Raw genomic sequence first — 17805 nt, 5'->3', positions numbered from 1 at the left:
AAGTATGGGGGGCGGAAGCGTCCCCTATGCGATGTTTTTGCGCCTTGAGGAAGGGGGAGGCTGTCGTGGCGGAGTTCATTCGCGCCGAGCATCTTTCGCATGTTTTCCATGCGGGGGAGGAGGACGCTTATCGGGCGCTTTCGGATGTGTCGCTTTCCGTCGATGAGGGGGAGTTTCTCGCCGTTCTCGGTACGAACGGTTCGGGCAAATCGACGCTGGCACGCCATTTCAACGCGCTCCTTCTGCCGACGGAGGGCCGATGTACGGTCGCGGGGCTGGATACGAAGGAAACGGCGGATCTTTGGCGCATCCGTCAGCTTGTGAGCATGGTGTTTCAGAATCCTGACAATCAGATCATTGCCGCTGTCGTCGAGGATGACGTCGCTTTCGGTCCGGAGAATCTAGGTATAGAGCCGGCGGAGATCCGTATGCGCGTGCGCGATGCGCTCACCGCCGTCGGCATGGAGCGCTATCGCACGGCGGCGCCGCACCTTCTGTCGGGCGGACAGAAGCAGCGCGTGGCGATCGCGGGTGCGCTGGCGATGAATACGCGCTGTCTCGTGCTTGATGAGCCGACGGCGATGCTCGATCCCATAGGCAGGCAGGATGTTTTGGAAACGGTGCGGCGGCTTCATCGAGAGAACGGCATCACCGTCGTCTATATCACACATTTCATGGAAGAGGCGGCCGCCGCTGACCGCGTCGTCGTCATGGAAGAGGGACGCATCGCGGCGGAAGGCAGTCCGCGCGAGGTGTTTCAAGACGTCGGCGGCATGAAGGCGCGTGGTCTCGACGTGCCGCTTGCCGTTGAGGTGGCGTCGCTTTTGCGTGAGGCGGGCGTTTCTCTGCCTGCGGATCTTTTGACCGATGAGGAGTTGGTGAGTGCGCTGTGTCCATCGTGATGGAAAGTATCAGCTACACCTATATGCGCGGCACGCCGTTTGAGCGCGAGGCTCTTGCGGATGTTTCGCTGACGATTGAAGAGGGCAGCTTCACGGCGCTCGCCGGGCATACAGGCTCCGGCAAATCGACGCTCGTGCAGCATTTGAACGGACTTTTGCAGCCGGATCGCGGCAAGGTGCTCGTCGATGGTACGGACATCGGCAAAAAGGGGGCGGAGGCGAAGCGGGCGCGGCGAAGCGTCGGCATGGTGTTCCAATACCCGGAGCATCAGCTGTTCGAGGAAACCGTGGAGAAGGATGTGGCGTTTGGTCCTCTGCAGCTTGGGCTTTCGGCGGCGGAGGTCGAAGTGCGCGTCAAGGCGTCGCTCGACTTCGTCGGGCTTCCTGCCGAGGTGTATGGTGCGCGTTCGCCGTTTGCTCTGTCGGGCGGACAAAGGCGGCGGGTGGCGATCGCGGGCGTATTGGCGCTCAAGCCGCGCTATCTCGTACTCGATGAGCCGACGGCGGGGCTTGATCCGCGTGCAAGCGACGCGCTTTTGACACGGGTGCGCGAGCTGCACGAGAAGGAGGGCGTGACTATCGTGCTCGTCTCGCACAACATGGACGACATCGCGCGTTTTGCGAATCGGCTCATCGTCATGCACGCAGGCCGCGTGATGATCGAGGGCGCACCGCATGAGGTCTTTGCCGCGAAGGAAAAGCTCTCGGCGGCGGGGCTTCGTCCGCCGCATATTGTCGAGCTTTTGGATAAGCTCAGGGAAAAGGGGCTTGATCTCGATCCCGCCGCTTTCGATGCGGCAGACGGCGCGGCGCGTATCAAAGAGGCGTTGGGGAGGTGCGGCTCATGCTGAAGGACATTACGCTCGGTCAGTACTTTCCGGGCAGTTCGCTCTTGCATCGTCTCGATCCGCGCACGAAAATCGTTCTGCTCTTTTTCTTTCTCGCAGCGATCTTTGTCTTTGATTCGCCGCTCTCTTATGCAGCGCTGACGGCTTTTACCGCAGCGATGATCGCCGTGAGCCGCGTGCCGCTCCGCTTGATGCTCAAGTCTTTGAAGCCGCTCTCTTGGATCATCGCGTTTACATTCATCATTCATCTCGTGAGTACGCCGGGCGACGCATTTTTTCATCTGTGGCTCTTCGATCTTACATGGCAGGGCGCGGCGAAGGGATTCTTTATCGCCCTGCGCTTGGCGCTCTTGATTCTGCTTTCGGCGCTTTTGACCTATACGACCGCGCCGCTCGCTCTGACCGATGCGCTCGAAACGCTCATGCAGCCGGCAAAGCGCATCGGCGTGCCCGCGCACGAGATTGCCATGATGATGACGATTGCGCTGCGCTTCGTGCCGACATTGATCGAGGAAGCCGATAAGATCATGAAAGCGCAGCAGGCGCGTGGTGCAGACTTCACGGAGGGCGGCGTCATCGAGCGCGTCAAGGGCTTCGTGCCCGTGCTTGTGCCGCTCTTCATCTCGGCGTTTCGCCGCGCCGACGATCTCGCGCTGGCGATGGAAGCGCGCTGCTATCGCGGCGGCGTCGGGCGCACGCAGATGAAGGCGCTTCGCATCAGCTCCATTGACTATGTCGCTTATGGCTTCGGCGCGGCATTCATCGCAGCGCTTGCCGTCCTGAACTTCGGAGGGCTGAAATGAAGCGTGAACACAAGGAGATGATGAAAGCGCGCGCGCGCAATATCTGTCTGACTGTCGCCTACGATGGTACGGGGTACCACGGCTTTCAGCGGCAAAGTCCGCCGATTCGTGCCGTGCAGAACGTCTTGGAAGAAAAGCTCACACTCGTTTTTGGCGATACCATCGAACTTGCCGCCGCAGGCCGCACCGATGCGGGTGTTCATGCCGTGGGGCAGGTCGTGAACTTCTTCACGGACGGGCGCATACCGACGGAGCGCATCGTGCGTGCGATGAACAGCGTCCTGCCGCCCGATATTGTCGTCAAAGCGGCGAGGGAAGAGGGGCGGAGCTTTTCTGCGCGCCACAGTGCAAAGAGCAAGTCGTATATCTACCGCATACAAGAGGGGGAGACGCCGAATCCGTTCAGTGAGCGCTACGCTTGGTACGTCGGTGCGCCGCTCGATCTTGCGTCGATGAACGAAGCGGCGGCGCACATGATCGGCAAGCATGACTTCTCGGCGTTTCGCGCAGCGGGCGGTGCGCCGATGCTGCCCGTGCGCACGATGTACCGTGCCGAGGGCAGGCGAATCGAGGGCGAGAGGATCGAGTTCGTCTTTCATGCGAACGGCTTCCTCTACCACATGGCGCGCAACATCGTCGGCACGCTCGTCGACGTCGGCAGAGGGCGGCGCACGGCGGCGGATTTCGCCGCGATTCTCGAAGGCGGCGACAGAAAGTGCGCCGCAGCTACTGCGCCCGCCTGCGGGCTGTTTTTGGAAAGTGTGGAGTATTGAAGGAATACGGATAGATGCAGCCGCGCATCTTCCTCTATCTGCGCGGCGCTCTCGCCGTAGGCAATTTCTCGACAGGGGGAATTACAAAGGTTTTTCAGAAAATTACGATTGACAACTGGGAGAAAAAGGTTTAGATTGAAAGCAGCAGAGTTATTTTGTCAATCGTCCGAATATTGCCTATACGAAGGAGAGGAGGGGCGGCACGGCGGCTCGATAGACTGACGGACAGAAGGAGAGTGATTTGCGATGGTTACATTCTTGGTGGCATTGCTCGCTTTGATTCTGGGCTATCTCATCTATGGCAAGATCGTTGACGTGATGTTTGCGCCGACAGACAAGCCGACACCCGCAGTGGTGCACAACGACGGCGTGGACTACATCCCGCTGCCGACTTGGAAAGTCTTCATGATCCAGCTGTTGAATATCGCCGGACTCGGTCCGATCTTCGGAGCCTTGCAGGGCGCTCTTTGGGGACCCTGCGTCTACTTCTGGATCGTTCTCGGCACGATCTTTGCCGGCGGGGTGCACGATTATATGTCAGGCATGATTTCGCTGCGTGAGGACGGCAAGAGCATATCGGAAGTCGTTGGCAATCACATGGGCAAAACGATGCTCTTCATCATGCGCATCTTTTCCGTCGTTTTGCTCGTCCTCGTCGGCACAGTCTTCGCGACGGGACCGGCGATGCTCATCGACGGCAAGCTGCTCTCGCTCGGTTCGATCGGCGCGATCAAGATCTGGCTCATCATCATCCTGTGCTATTACTTCCTCGCGACGCTCCTGCCGATCGACACGCTGATCGCGCGTTTCTATCCGATCTTCGGGATCTGTCTGATCGTCATGGCGTTCGGCATCATGAGTGCGATGTTCGCGGGCGTCGGCGGTCACGTCATGCCCGAGATGGTCATGGCGAATCTGCATCCGACGGATCTGCCGATCTGGCCGCTGATGTTCATCACGGTCGCCTGCGGCGCTGTCTCGGGCTTTCACTCCACGCAGTCGCCTTTGATGGCGCGCTGCCTGAAGGATGAGCGGCTCGCACGTCCCGTGTTTTACGGTGCGATGGTCGCCGAGGGTTTCATTGCGCTCGTTTGGGCGGCAGCGGGCGTGACCTTCTACGAGAGCACGGGCGGTCTCGGCGCTGTTCTCGCTTCGGCGGGGCCCGGCGGCGTGGTCTACGACATCTGCGTCGGCTTCCTCGGCCCCGTCGGTGCGGCGCTCGCGCTCCTCGGCGTCGTCGCCTGCCCGATCACGTCGGGCGATACGGCGTTTCGCTCGGCGCGTCTGACGATCGCCGATTGGTTCGGCGTTGAGCAGAAAACGACGGGCAAGCGGCTCGCGCTCGCTTTGCCGATCCTCGGCATCGGCGCGCTTCTCACGCAGATTGACTTCTCGATTATATGGCGGTACTTCTCATGGACGAATCAGACGCTTGCCATGATCGTCCTGTGGACGGGTTCCGTCTATCTCTACCGCACGTTCCGCGGCAAGTTCTATTACCTCATCGGCATGATTCCCGCGACATTCATGTCGGCGGTCACCATGACGTACATCTTGCAGGCGAAGGAAGGATTCGGTCTCGCGACGAGCATCACATATCCCGTCGGCATCACTCTGGCTGCGCTGTTCTTGTTTTTGTTCCTGCGCACGACGGTGCTGCGGCGTGGATGAACCGTTCTGCAAAAACTCCTCAAGGCGGAATCTTGAGGAGTTTTTCTTTTGACAAGCCTGTGCGTGTGTTATAGAATCAAGGAAAAACTTTTGCGCGGTTCATGCAGTGCAGTATCATACGATAGAGGACGGTGGGAAAATGCGTTTTTATCATGGCTTGACGATGGTGTTCTTCATCGGGCTTTTTCTTGCGCTGCCGATGGCGGCGCGGGCGCAGGGCGGCTTGGAACCTGTGGATTTCACGGTCAAGGGCATAGCGCTCGGCGATGCGGAGACGAAGATGCTTGCAGCTTTCGGCAAGCCCGACTTCGACAAGGAGCGTATGGTTTGGGACATCCATCTGCGTTATTATACGTTCCCCGGCGGCTATGAGGTCGGCGTCGTCGTCGATACGGGCAAGGTCGCGGATATGCGCGTCAAGAATAAGGACTATACGGCGCGTGCGGGCGTGCGTTACGGTGCGACGGCGTATAAGATTCGCACGACGTTCGGCGAGAAGCCGCGTGCGTTTCTCGACGGCGGTGTTTGTTACATATACGAGAATCCGAAAGATCCGAGACAAAGGCTCATCCTTGGTGCAGAGCCGACGGACGGCAGTCTCGTCTCGTGGCGTTTGACGAGTCTGCCGCTGACGGAAGCAGAGGCAGATGCTTTGACGGACGAAGAGCGAAGCGACTGGGAGAACATGGATCTTCATGCGCTCACTATGGGCGGCAAGGACATTGATCGGAGCGCACTCGCCGACGATGAAGCGCCGACGCTTCGCTGGAGCGGCGGGAGCGGGAAGGAGAATCCTGGATGCTTCATATCAAGCGTTTGTCCTTGAAGAGCCGCGTCTTTCGCTATCTCGGCATCCTGCTCGGCTGCCTTATCAGCAGCTCGTCGATCAACCTCTTCGTCGTGCCGTCGCATCTTTTGTCGGGCGGCGTCGCGGGCATCGCGATGATTTTTTACTATCTCTTCGCGCTTCCCATCGGCGTGCAGATGTTTCTCTACAATCTGCCGCTTCTCGCGGCGGCGTACAAGACGCTCGGCCGCGACTACACGCTCGACATCGCTTTCGGCACGATCCTTTTTTCCTTCTGCGTTGACGCGACGCGCTTTTTGAACGCCTATGCGCCCGTGCCGGATACGATGCTTGCGGCGATCTTCGGCGGTGTTTTGAACGGCGTCGGTTACGGCATTATCTTTCGCATGAACGGCAGTTCGGGCGGCTTTGACATCGTCGCCGCCATCGTGAAGAAATATTACTCTTTGAATATGGGCAGCGTGATCTTCGCGTTTAACTGCGTCATCATGCTCGTCGCCGCCGCACTCTTCGGCATCATGCCCGCGCTCTATACGCTCGTCTGCATGTTCATGAACTCTGCCGTGACGGACAGGGTCGTCGCGGGATTCAACAGCCGCAAGGTCGTGCTCATCATCTCCGACCATGTGCAGCCGATTTCGGAGGCGATCATCTGCGAGGTCGGGCGCGGCGTGACGTTTCTGCACGGGCAGGGCGCTTTTACGCGCAAGGAGCGCAACGTGCTCTTTCTCGTTTGCTCACTCACACAGATTAGCAAGGTCAAGCTCATCGCCAATCTCATCGACAAGAACGCTTTCATGATCGTGCTTTCGGCGAACGAGGTCATGGGCAGGGGCTTTACGATGCCTGGGATGCACTTGAAGGCGATGCTCAAGGAGCGCAGCAAGAGGATTTTTTGACTTATGCGCGATTGTCTGTTAGAATCATAAGATAGGTTATTCCGCAGTTTTTTTGGAAACGGTTTGACGCTTCCTTTCTATTTTATCCTGCGCTGAAAGGTGTGGGCACGAGGAGTGATACGGGTTGCTCGGATTCATCAAGCGATTCTTGGGAGATAACAACGAAAAGGAAATCAAGCGTATGCGCGGCATGGTCGATGGGATCAACGACCGTGAAAAGGCGCTTGAAAGCCTCAGTGACGATGCGCTCGCGGGGCATACGGGAAAATTCAAGGAGCGCCTGGCAAACGGCGAGAGCCTTGACGATATGCTGCCCGAAGCCTTTGCTGTCGTGCGCGAGGCTTCAAGGCGCGTCTTGGGTATGCGTCATTTTGATGTGCAGATGATCGGCGGCATTTGCCTGCACGAAGGGAAGATCGCCGAGATGCGCACGGGCGAGGGCAAGACGCTCGTCGCGACGCTGCCCGTTTACCTCAACGCGCTCGAAGGCAAGGGCGTGCACATGGTCACGGTCAACGACTACCTCGCACGCCGCGACAGTGAGTGGATGGGACGCGTTTATCGCTTCTTGGGGCTGTCAGTCGGTCTCATTGCGCACGATATGGACTTCCCTGAGAGAAAGCTCGCCTATGCGTCTGACGTGACATTCGGCACGAATAATGAGTTCGGCTTCGACTATCTGCGCGACAACATGGTGATTCATCCGCAGCAGATGGTGCAGCGTGACCTGCACTATGCCATCGTCGATGAGGTGGACTCGATCCTCGTCGATGAGGCGAGAACGCCGCTCATCATCTCGGGTCCCGGGCAGAAGTCGACGGACATGTACGCTGTCATGGCGCGCGCCGTCGCCCAGCTCAAGGAAGGCGAGGACTATAAGCTCGATGAGAAGCAAAAGACCGTCGCGCCGTCCGATGAAGCCGTCCTCAAGGTGGAGCGCATCGTCGGTATCAAGAACCTCTACGCGCCCGAGAATCTGGAGCTTTCGCACTGCTTCACGGCGGCTCTGCGAGCCAAGGCGCTGATGAAGCGTGACCGCGACTACGTCGTGCGTGACGATGAGATCGTCATCGTCGATGAGTTCACAGGTCGTCTCATGGTCGGCCGTCGTTACTCGGACGGTCTGCATCAGGCGATCGAGGCGAAGGAGGGCGTGAAGATTCAGCGCGAGAGCCAGACGCTCGCGTCGATCACGTTCCAGAATTATTTCCGCATGTACGACAAGCTCGGCGGTATGACGGGCACGGCGAAGACCGAGGAGGACGAGTTCCTCAAGATCTACAAGCTGCCCGTCGTCGTCGTACCGACGAACCGTCCCGTGCAGCGCATCGACGAGCCGGACGCCATTTACAAGACGAAGCGTGCGAAGTACCGCGCCGTCGGCAGGGCAGTCGAGGAGATTCATAAGACGGGGCAGCCGATCCTCATTGGCACGACGTCGATCACGCAGTCGGAAGAACTCAGCGCGATCTTGAAGAAGCACGGGGTCGAGCACAATGTCTTGAATGCCAAGTACCACGAGAAGGAAGCGGAGATCATCAAGGACGCGGGACAGAAGGGCGCCGTGACCATCGCGACGAACATGGCGGGACGCGGCACGGACATCCAGCTCGGCGACGGCGTGCAGGATCTTGGCGGTCTCTATATCCTCGGCACGGAGCGTCATGAGTCGCGGCGCATCGACAACCAGCTGCGCGGCCGCGCCGGTCGCCAGGGCGACCGTGGCACGTCGAAGTTCTACCTGTCGCTGGAGGACGATCTGCTGCGCCTTTTCGCGTCGGACAATATCGCGTCGATCATGGATCGTCTCGGCATGGACGAGGACGATCCGATCGAGCACAAGCTGATCACGCGCTCGATCGAGCGTGCGCAGAAGAAGGTCGAAGCGAGGAACTTCGATATAAGAAAGCACGTCCTTGAGTACGACGACGTCATGAATCAGCAGCGCGAGGTCATCTACAAGGAGCGCCGCAAGATCCTGAAGGGCGAGGATCTCAAGGAAAATATTTTCTTCATGCTCGACAAGATCATCGAGAGCCAGATGGATCAATATGCGAACGCGAAGCTCTATCCCGAGGAATGGACGCTCGATGGGCTGGTCGAGGACGCGGAGAAGATCTACGCGCCCGAGGGCAAGCTCAAGAAGGAAGAGCTGGAGGCGATGAGCCGCGACGAGTTGGAAGAAACGCTCAGAAAGACGGCGCACGAAGCATACGCGGCGCGTGAACAGCTCTTCGGCGAAGAGAACATGCGCGAGCTGGAAAAGGTCGTCATGCTGCGCGTCGTTGACAATCACTGGATGGAACATCTCGACCGCATGGACATGCTGCGCGAGGGCATCAACCTGCGCGCTTACGGGCAGAGGAATCCGCTCGTCGAGTACAAGATCGAAGCGCTCGATATGTTTGAAGCGATGGAAGCCTCGATTCAAAACGATATCGCGAAGCTCATGTACCGCGTGAGCATCGTGACGCAGGAGCAGCAGCAGCTCCAAGACCGTCTGCAGACGGCGCGCGCCTCGCACGGCGGCGAATCCGACGCCGCCGAGGCGAAGAAGCAGCCCGCACGCAACAAGAGCGACGTCGGACGCAACGATCCGTGCCCGTGCGGCAGCGGCAAGAAGTATAAGAACTGCTGCGGCAGAAATCAATAGTGTGGGAAAAGGCAGGCGAGCCGCAAGATAGCCTGCCTTTTTTACAGTTGCTGGGAATATTTTTTAATTAAAGGCTTAAGGAAGCACTGATAAATTCAGCCACCCATCTTCACGCATCTGCACTGTCCTCTCGTCGTCGACAAATCCTCGACGTAGCACCGCTACGCCTGCGGTTTGTCTCCTCGATAGAACCAGCGCATCTGCGCAAATCTGGGCGACTTCATTTTATCAGCGTTTCCTTAACAATTTGAAAAACCATTCGATAAAAAGGCAAAGGATTTGTTTCCTTAGTATGTCGGATTATTAGTGGTCTACTTGATTGGAATGGGAGGAGAGAATTATGGAGAGCGTTTCAATTAGTAATGCGACTCGTAATGCAGTAGATGCATCAGATAATGCTGTCGATGTGCATTATATAAGGAATAATGTAAACCAGGCTTGGGGTGGTGGGTATCCGACGAATACGCCAGATACATGGGCGGCTCATGCCAAGTATGAGCATGGCAGGCGTATTGTTATTGATGGTTCTGAGAATTTGCGAAATGCAATGACAGATGTGTTTAATGATTTGAGATTTGGTTCAAAAGATGAAGTTCGCGATGCGTATAGTACTCTTAACCATGCCTGTGTTATAATGGAACTGTATATGTGATGGGGGGCAATATGATGAAGATAGAGCGAAGCCCTTGGGTGCAGGGGCAGGGAAGCTACGGTTACAGCGCACGGCAGCCGCAGCAGGCGATGAAGCACGCAGCGGTGCATCTGGGGGTGGCGGCAGAGGTCCTGCTTAGCCCGGCGGCACGCGAGAAGAGCAGGGCGGCGCAAGAGCCGTCCAAACTGTTGGAGCGCAGCGGCGAAGCCACAGGTGCGCGGGCGGAGCTGGAGAAGCTGGACGACAGGAAAGAGACCGTACAGTCGATGAAAAATCGCTTGGGTGAAATAGAGAAGAGCCTTGCGGAGGAAAACCTTTCCGAGGACGACAAGCTCGCCATGAAAAAGGAGCAGGAGCAGCTGAAAAGCGAGGTCATCGCGCTTTCGCCCGAGGACAAGCTCTCGTCGCTTTACGAGCTTAAGCGGACGCTGGAAAAGCGTGCGGCAGAGGCGGAGGGGGTGGCGGTCGGCGAGACGCCGCGCTCCATGGATGCGTTCGATATGGAAGCGTTGCGCATGGTGGATGACTTGATAGGAGATGCCAAGGACGAGGTCAAGGCGGGGTCCGTCAAGGAGAAGGAGCTGCGCCAGACAGCAGGCAAAGAAGAAGCGGAGCAGGATGTTGCGAAGATGAAGGAGCAGGCAAAGGACGAGACGAAGGCGGGAACAGCTCCGATACAGCAGCAAGACAGCGCGTCTGTCGTCTTCGCCTCGACGAAGGGCATTCTGCTGACCAAAGAGCAGGTCGCTGCTGCCACGCGGAAGGTACAGGCGAGAGCCGAAACGGTCGGCGCGAGCGTGGCCTCGCGATAGATATGGTTCGTTTGGCATGGTTGGCAGGTTTGCCGCCGCTTAGCCGCCCCCTTGGGGGCGGTTTCTTTTTGACGTATGGTGGATAATCTGCTACAATTAGGCAAGGTATTGCTAAAAGACAAATATAAATACCCGCAGGGGCGGGGCTTGCCCTTCCGGGCAGCTTTTTGAAGGAAGTGACACGATGCTCGAAGATTGGAAGCCGGAGATCCTGGCGATGCAAGCGAAGCTCAAGGAAATGGGGGATTCACTTTGACGTCGCCGGGAAAGAAGAAAAGATAGCCGAACTCGAATACAAGATGGGCGAGCCGACCTTTTGGGACAACGCAGAAGAAGCGCAGAAGGTCAATCAAGAGCTTGCCGCGATCAAGGGAAGCGTCGACAAGTACAAGGAGATCGTCGCGAAGACGGACGATGCGCAGGCGCTTCTTGAGATGGCGCTGGAGGAAAACGATACGAGCCTTGAGTCGGATGTGCAGGCGGAGGTGGAAGCCATCAAGGCCGCCGTGCGCGAGCTGGAGCTTGAGGTGCTGCTCTCCGGTCCTTATGACGCAAACAATGCGATCCTCACGCTGCACGCAGGGGCGGGCGGCACGGAAGCGCAGGACTGGACGCAGATGCTTCTGCGCATGTACGGCAGATGGGCGGAGCGTCACGGCTTTTCCGTCGTCACGGCGGATCTCCTGCCCGGCGACGAGGCGGGCGTCAAGAGCGCGACGCTCTTCATCAACGGGCACAACGCTTACGGCTACTTGAAGTCGGAAAAGGGTGTGCATCGTCTCGTGCGCATCTCGCCCTTTGACGCGAACGCACGCCGCCACACGTCGTTTTCTGCCTGCGATATCATGCCGGAGATCGACGACGCTGTTGAAGTCGCGATCAATATGGCAGATGTGCGTGTGGATACATACCGCGCGTCGGGTGCGGGCGGTCAGCACATCAACAAGACGTCGTCCGCCGTGCGCATGACGCACATGCCGACGAGCATTGTCGTGCAGTGTCAGAACGAACGCTCGCAGCTGCAGAACCGTGAACAGTGTTTGAAGATGCTGCGTGCAAAGCTGTTTGAATTGGAGCAGGAGAAGAAGGAAGCCGAGATTCAGAAGCTTGAAGGCGATCAGCAGAAGATCGAGTGGGGCAGCCAGATTCGCTCCTATGTATTCCAGCCCTATACGATGGTCAAGGATATGCGCACGGGCATGGAAACGGGCAACGTGCAGGCGGTCATGGACGGCGATCTCGATCCCTTCATCGAAGCCTTCCTCGCGGCGAAAGCGAATCATGAGATTTAAGGTGATATTTTGCGTAAGCTGTTGATGGCGCTCGCAGGCGTCTTGGCGGTGATCTTCGTCCTCGGCGAAACGCTGCTGCCCGCATGGGCGCGGCAGACGGCGGAAACGATGCTCAAAGATCGCGGGGCGGCGAGCGCCGAGGTGACGCTCCAAAGCACGCCGGGCATCTTGCTTCTTCTGGGGCAGATCGACGCCGTCACGGCGGATGCGAAGGGGTTTCGCATCGGCGAACTGCGCATGGAGCGCGTGCAGCTGACGGGAAGCGGCGTGCGCTTTTCTTCCGGCGAACTTTTCTTCGACCGCCGCGTGCATATTCTCACCGCCGAGAATTTGCGGCTTGCAGGAACGGTTTCGGCAGACGCTCTGCGCGATCTTCTGGCGAAGCGCATCGACAAGCTCGACAACATCAAGGTTACGATTGACGAAGCGGGCGTACACGCGACGGCAGAAGTGAAGATCTTCGGACGCATGGCGGATGTCGCGCTCGATGGACAAGTCGTCGAGGACGCGCAGGCGCTCTACTTTCATATCACGCGGCTCGACATCAAGAACGCCTTGCTCGGCAAGGCGAATATCGGGGATTTCTTCGACGACATTTTGATTACGAAGCTCGATGCGCTTCCCCTAAAGATGCGCGTCGAGAGCGTCGAGCATCGCGCGGGAGCCGTCGTTGTGCGCCTTGCTGCCGGAGGAAATGGGGAGTAGGATTCCATGAAGCAATTTCAATACAACAAGGCGCTCATCGCCTTCATCTTCGTCGGACTCATCGCGGCGCTCCTCATCGACGTCGGTCGCTGGCGGGCGGAAGAGGTCAATAAGCAGGTAGATCTCGCGATCAATTACGAAGATCTCGTACAGCTCGCCGAGCAGGAAGGAAAGCCGCTCGCCGAAGTGATGCAGGCGGCGAAGGAAGCGGGCGTCACGTCGCTCGCCGTCTACGAAACGACCTTCAAGAAGCTCAATGCAAGCGGCAAGGCGACAGCGATCGCGGGCAGCGATCTCGTAGCCAATTATCATGCCGGCGTCTTGACTGACCCCGCATGGCGCACGCTCATCGAAAACGGCACGATCAAAGGCGCAGACGTCTGCATCGTCGGACATGACGCGCGTACCTACAAGGAAGTCAAGGAGGATTTGCTGCGCCGCCTCGGCGCTGCGCGCGTAAACGCCGTCACGGTCAACGGCGCGGAAATTCTCGTCGTTAAGGTGAACTATGAAACCTTCCTCAAGATGGATCTCGGTATGCCGACGGATGAGATGCAGGCGGTCAATGACGCAGGCTTCTTCGTGCTTGCGCGTCCGACGAATTATCAGGGCTGTACGCCCGACGACGTCGATGCCGTGTTCCGCCGCATGGAGGACTTCCGCATCTCGGAGGTCGTATTCTCCGGATCGCAGATGCTCGGAGCACCGAAGTCCTTGCAGACGACGATTGACCGTTTCAAGGAGCGCAATTTCGTCTTGGGACTGATCGAAGATACGACGCAGCTGCAGTTCTACAAGCAGGACGGCATGGAGGAAATCTCGAAGGGCGTCGGCTACGATCATATCGCGCGGCTCTATGCGATCCCCAAGGACGAGCAGCCGAAACTCAAGATCGAAACGGCGGTCGAGCGTTGGGCGAACACGGACATGGAGCGCAATATCCGCATCAATCTCCTGCGCATCTATGAAAAGCCCGCGCCCGGCATGACGCTCTTCGAGACGAATATGCACTACATCAAAGCGACGGCGGAGGCGGTGCAGGCGAATGGCTTCACGCTCGGTCCCGCGGGGACGTTTGAAAGCTGGTACGCGCCGCGCCTTTTACGCGCTGTGCTCATGCTCGGCGTTGCGGCGGCGGCTGTGCTGTATCTCTCGCTCATCACGCATCGCCTAAAGCCGAGGACGCTCTATGCGCTCTTTGCTTTGCTGGCATTTGTCTTTGCTGCGCCGATTCTCATGGGCAGCGGCGCGAAGATGCGGCTCTTGGCAGCGTTTTTGAGCGCGAACCTCTTCCCCGCGCTTGCCGTGATCTGGCAGCTTGACCGCATTCGCGGCATGGAGCCGGATGAAAAAGCGCCGCTCTGGCGCATCATCGGCACGGCGGCGGTCGCGCTCTTTGTGACAGGGGCGCTCTCCTACATCGGTGCGGCGTACTTGTCGGGGGCGCTTGCCGATGTCGAGTATTTCCTTGAGTTCAACATCTTCCGCGGCATCAAGCTGACGTTCGTTCTGCCCATCGTGCTTGTCGCCGTCGCCTTTTTGACGCGGTACGATATTTTCGATGGCAGAATGGACGAAGGGCAGGGGGCGCTTGCGCAGCTGCGTCAGATCCTTGACATGCCTGTGAAGCTCAAGTCGCTTCTGATCTTTGTACTCGTGGCTCTCGCCGCCGTCGTCTTCGTCGCGCGTTCGGGGCATACGTCGGGTATGCCCGTTTCGGGGCTGGAACTGAAGTTCCGCGCCTTTTTGGAGCAGGCATTTTATGCGCGCCCGCGCTCGAAAGAGCTGATGATCGGTCATCCGGCGTTCATGCTCGCCGTTCTCGCGTGGTGCCGCAAGTGGCCGACGATGCTGCTCTTTGCGCTCGTGCTCGTCGCGACGATCGGACAGGGCTCGATGGTGGAGACGTTCGCGCACATGCGCACGCCCGTCTACATGTCCTTTGTGCGCGGCATCGGTGGCATCGTCCTCGGCTGCGGCATCGGCGCTCTTCTCATGGCGCTCGTGCACTTTGGGCAAATGTTGGTATCTTCGGCAAAGGAGCGGTTCGCAAAGGAATGAGCAACATCGTAGTATCCGGATATTACGGCTCGAAAAACGCCGGCGATGAAGCCATGCTTGCCGCGATGATCGAGGTGCTATCCGAACTGGACCCGCAAACGAATATCACGGTGATCTCAGCGAATCCTCCGGATACGAAGCGCCGCCACGGCGTTGAAGCTGTCTCATGGCTCTCGTTTTCGGCGATATGGAAGGCTCTGCGTGCATCCGATCTCCTCGTGTCGGGCGGCGGCAGTCTGCTGCAGAACGTCACGAGCCGCCGCAGTCTCTACTACTACATGGCGATCATCGTCCTCGCATTCCTCGCACGGCGTCCCGTCATGCTCTACGCGCAGGGCATCGGTCCGATCGAGGGCTTTTGGGCGCGTACGATGATGCGGCTCATCGGTAATCGCGTGCGTCTCATCACCGTGCGCGATCACGGCTCTTTGGCGGAGCTTTCGGCGCTCGGCATCTCGCGCCCGAAGATCGTCGCGACCGCCGACCCCGTGCTTGCCATCAACCCCGTGCCGAAAGAGGCGGGGCGGCAGATCCTGCAATGGAACGGCGTGACGGAAGATAAGCCGCTCGTCGGCATCTCCGTGCGCGAGTGGAAGGGCTGGCAGCGCTATAAGGAGACTTTTGCTGAAACGGCAGACCGAATCGCCGCCGAGCTTGGCGCGAACATCGTCTTTTTGCCCATGCAGTACCCCGAGGACGTCAAGACGGCGGAAATGGTCGCCGCCTTGATGAAAGAGGAAGCCGTCGTCCTCGACGGCGAATTCTCGACGGCAGAGCTGTTGTCGCTCGTCGGCAATATGGATCTGCTCCTCGCCATTCGCCTGCATGCGCTGATCTTCGCCGGCGTTATGGGCGTGCCTCTCGTCGGCGTATCGTACGATCCGAAGATCGACCGTTTCTTAGACTCCATCGGTGAGGCGCCCGCCGCCAAGCTCGAAACCGTCACGGCGGACGAACTCATGGCACAAGTGCGCCGCAAGTGGCAGGCGCGCGAGGTGTTTCGTGAAAAGAATGCCGCCCTCTTGAATGATTTGCGGCATCTCGCGTTTCAAAACGCCGAGCTTGCCGTGGAAATTCTGCGGGAGAAGTGAAAAGACGAATTTGATATGGATACGACGGCAGATATTGATGAGGAGATAATGGCCATGTGCAATTTGAGTACGGGAATTTATGAGCAAGGAATGGAAAACCAGCGCATGGAAATGGTTCTGTCTATGCTCAAAGAAAAATTGCCCATCGAAATGATTGCACGGATATCGAAACTTTCGTTGGAATGTGTGCAGGAACTTGGGAAGGCGCACGGTTTGTTGGAAGGTCACTGATGGTAAGAAAATGAGGCGGTCCCCTGCGAGAAAAGGCGGCGGGAACTGCCTCATTTTTTATGTTGGTTATGATGCGCTGCCGGATGTTTCTGCACTCTTCGACAGCTTTTTCTCGAAGCGGTCTTTATTCGTATTCTTCGGAATGCTCGTCGGGTAGTCGCCGCTGAAGCAGGCGTCACAGCAGGGGATGCTGCCGGCGAGCGCAGGGAGCGACGAGATCGGCAAATAGCCGAGCGTGTCGGCGCCGACGATTTTTGTGATTTCTTCGAGCGTATGATGCGCGGCGACGAGGTTGTCTGAGGAGTCGATGTCCGTGCCGTAGTAGCACGGATGGAGGAAGGGCGGCGCGGAGATGCGCAGATGGATCTCCTTTGCGCCCGCCTTGCGGATGAGGTCGGTGATGCGCTTGCTCGTCGTGCCGCGCACGATGGAGTCGTCGATGAGTACGACCCTTTTTCCGTGGACGGTTTCGGCGATGGGGTTGAGCTTGATGCGCACCTTATCGACGCGGTTCTCCTGCTCGGGTGCGATGAAGGTGCGACCGATGTACTTGTTCTTGATGAGCCCGATGCCGTAGGGGATGCCCGAGGCGCGGCTGTAGCCGAGCGCGGCGTCGAGCCCTGAGTCTGGCACGCCGATGACGACGTCGGCATCGGCGGGATGGCAGGCGGCGAGGATTTCGCCGGCGCGCGTCCTTGCCGCATGGATGGAAACGCCGTCGATGATGGAGTCGGGACGCGCAAAATAGATGTATTCAAAGACGCACGACTTGCGCGGCTTCGTATGACAGTGTTCTAAGCGGCTCGTCATGCCGTCTTTCGTGAAAACGAGGATCTCGCCAGGCAGAAGGTCGCGTTCGAGCTCTGCGCCTACAGCGCTCAGAGCGCAGCTTTCGGAGGCGACGACCCATGCGCCGTCGGGCATCTTGCCGTAGCAAAGCGGACGGAATCCCTGCGGGTCGCGCACGGCGACGAGCTTGGCGCTCGACATCAGACACAGAGAGTAAGCGCCCTCCAAGCGATTCATCGCCTGGCTGACGGCCTCTTCAATCGAGGGAGCCGCCAGCCGCGCCTGCGTGATGAGGTAAGCGATGATCTCCGTGTCGATCGTCGTGTGGAAGATCGCGCCGGCGAGTTCGAGTTTGTCGCGCAGTACATCGGCGTTGCTGAGATTGCCGTTGTGCGCGAGCGCCATCTTGCCCTTCTGATGGTTGATGGCGAGCGGCTGACAGTTGCGGCGGCTCGTCGCGCCCGTCGTTCCGTAGCGTACATGACCGACCGCCATCGTGCCGTCGGGAAAGCGTGAGAGGACTTCGCGCGAGAAAACATCATTGACAAGACCGAGATCCTTGTGCGAGGAAAAAACGCCGTCGTCGTTGACCGTGATGCCGCAGCTCTCTTGTCCGCGATGCTGCAGCGCATAAAGTCCGTAATATGTCATCGCCGCGACGTTGGTCGGCGCGGGAGAAAAAACGCCGAAAACGCCGCACTCTTCATGTATGCTCATTCATCTGCCTCCTGCTCGGGGGTTTTATCATTCCTTTACATCGTACACCATGAGAAAAAACGTGTCAATGGAAGGTATACGAGATACGGAGAAAATAA

General features: G+C 58.4%; 15 protein-coding genes and 1 pseudogene. 15 read left to right on the top strand and 1 reads right to left on the bottom strand.

Annotated features, from left to right (window positions below; translation table 11 throughout):
• Positions 1 to 26 precede the first annotated feature (26 nt).
• From ACO5Z0_RS06735 to ACO5Z0_RS06665, 15 genes and pseudogenes are all read left to right on the top strand, one after another.
• Positions 27 to 902 carry an energy-coupling factor transporter ATPase gene (locus ACO5Z0_RS06735; protein ID WP_485649665.1) on the top strand — a complete coding sequence of 292 codons (876 nt, stop codon included), beginning with the start codon at positions 27 to 29 and terminating at the stop codon, positions 900 to 902.
• Positions 890 to 1753: an energy-coupling factor transporter ATPase gene (locus ACO5Z0_RS06730; RefSeq protein ID WP_485649664.1), complete on the top strand. Its 864-nt coding sequence runs from the start codon at positions 890 to 892 to the stop codon at positions 1751 to 1753. Before ACO5Z0_RS06735 ends, ACO5Z0_RS06730 begins: the two co-directional genes overlap by 13 nt.
• Positions 1747 to 2553, top strand: a complete 807-nt coding sequence (locus ACO5Z0_RS06725; protein WP_485649663.1) for an energy-coupling factor transporter transmembrane component T family protein — start codon at positions 1747 to 1749, stop codon at positions 2551 to 2553. Before ACO5Z0_RS06730 ends, ACO5Z0_RS06725 begins: the two co-directional genes overlap by 7 nt.
• Positions 2550 to 3326 (top strand): tRNA pseudouridine(38-40) synthase TruA, encoded by a 777-nt coding sequence (gene truA, locus ACO5Z0_RS06720; protein WP_485649662.1) that lies wholly within the window; start codon positions 2550 to 2552, stop codon positions 3324 to 3326. The genes ACO5Z0_RS06725 and truA overlap by 4 nt, the downstream gene beginning before the upstream one ends.
• A gap of 246 nt (positions 3327 to 3572) precedes the next feature.
• Positions 3573 to 4997: a carbon starvation CstA family protein gene (locus ACO5Z0_RS06715; RefSeq protein ID WP_442672583.1), complete on the top strand. Its 1425-nt coding sequence runs from the start codon at positions 3573 to 3575 to the stop codon at positions 4995 to 4997.
• Between the two features lie 139 nt (positions 4998 to 5136).
• Positions 5137 to 5823, top strand: a complete 687-nt coding sequence (locus tag ACO5Z0_RS06710; RefSeq protein WP_485649661.1) for a hypothetical protein — start codon at positions 5137 to 5139, stop codon at positions 5821 to 5823.
• Entirely contained in the window at positions 5796 to 6704 is a 909-nt protein-coding gene (locus ACO5Z0_RS06705; RefSeq protein WP_442672585.1) for a YitT family protein, read from the top strand. The genes ACO5Z0_RS06710 and ACO5Z0_RS06705 overlap by 28 nt, the downstream gene beginning before the upstream one ends.
• A 124-nt stretch (positions 6705 to 6828) precedes the next feature.
• A complete protein-coding gene (gene secA / locus ACO5Z0_RS06700; RefSeq protein ID WP_485649660.1) occupies positions 6829 to 9357 on the top strand; it encodes a preprotein translocase subunit SecA in 2529 nt (842 codons plus the stop codon).
• Between the two features lie 340 nt (positions 9358 to 9697).
• A complete protein-coding gene (locus ACO5Z0_RS06695) occupies positions 9698 to 10009 on the top strand; it encodes a hypothetical protein (RefSeq protein ID WP_485649659.1) in 312 nt (103 codons plus the stop codon).
• 11 nt (positions 10010 to 10020) lie between these two features.
• Entirely contained in the window at positions 10021 to 10821 is an 801-nt protein-coding gene (locus ACO5Z0_RS06690) for a hypothetical protein (RefSeq protein WP_442672587.1), read from the top strand.
• 184 nt (positions 10822 to 11005) lie between these two features.
• Positions 11006 to 12113, top strand: a protein-coding gene (gene prfB, locus ACO5Z0_RS06685) for a peptide chain release factor 2 (RefSeq protein WP_485649658.1) whose coding sequence is annotated in 2 segments (ribosomal slippage) — positions 11006 to 11074 and positions 11076 to 12113 — 1107 coding nt in all. Because the reading frame shifts where the segments join, the coding sequence is not laid out codon by codon here.
• A 9-nt stretch (positions 12114 to 12122) separates the two neighbouring features.
• Positions 12123 to 12818, top strand: coding sequence for an LmeA family phospholipid-binding protein (locus ACO5Z0_RS06680; protein ID WP_485649657.1), 696 nt, complete (start codon positions 12123 to 12125; stop codon positions 12816 to 12818).
• 6 nt (positions 12819 to 12824) lie between these two features.
• Complete coding sequence (locus ACO5Z0_RS06675) at positions 12825 to 14879, top strand: DUF5693 family protein (RefSeq protein WP_485649656.1); 2055 nt, start codon at positions 12825 to 12827, stop codon at positions 14877 to 14879.
• Positions 14876 to 15970, top strand: coding sequence for a polysaccharide pyruvyl transferase CsaB (csaB, locus tag ACO5Z0_RS06670; RefSeq protein WP_485649655.1), 1095 nt, complete (start codon positions 14876 to 14878; stop codon positions 15968 to 15970). Before ACO5Z0_RS06675 ends, csaB begins: the two co-directional genes overlap by 4 nt.
• Positions 15971 to 16201: pseudogene (locus ACO5Z0_RS06665) on the top strand (nuclease); the annotation flags it as partial.
• Positions 16202 to 16267: 66 nt separating this feature from the next.
• Here ACO5Z0_RS06665 and purF read toward each other — a convergent pair.
• Positions 16268 to 17707 carry an amidophosphoribosyltransferase gene (gene purF, locus ACO5Z0_RS06660; RefSeq protein ID WP_485649654.1) on the bottom strand — a complete coding sequence of 480 codons (1440 nt, stop codon included), beginning with the start codon at positions 17705 to 17707 and terminating at the stop codon, positions 16268 to 16270.
• Between the last annotated feature and the right edge of the window lie 98 nt (positions 17708 to 17805).

Source organism: Selenomonas sp., from assembly GCF_057272215.1.
Note: the sequence above shows the minus strand (reverse complement) of the source record. Positions and strands in the feature narration are given on the sequence as shown.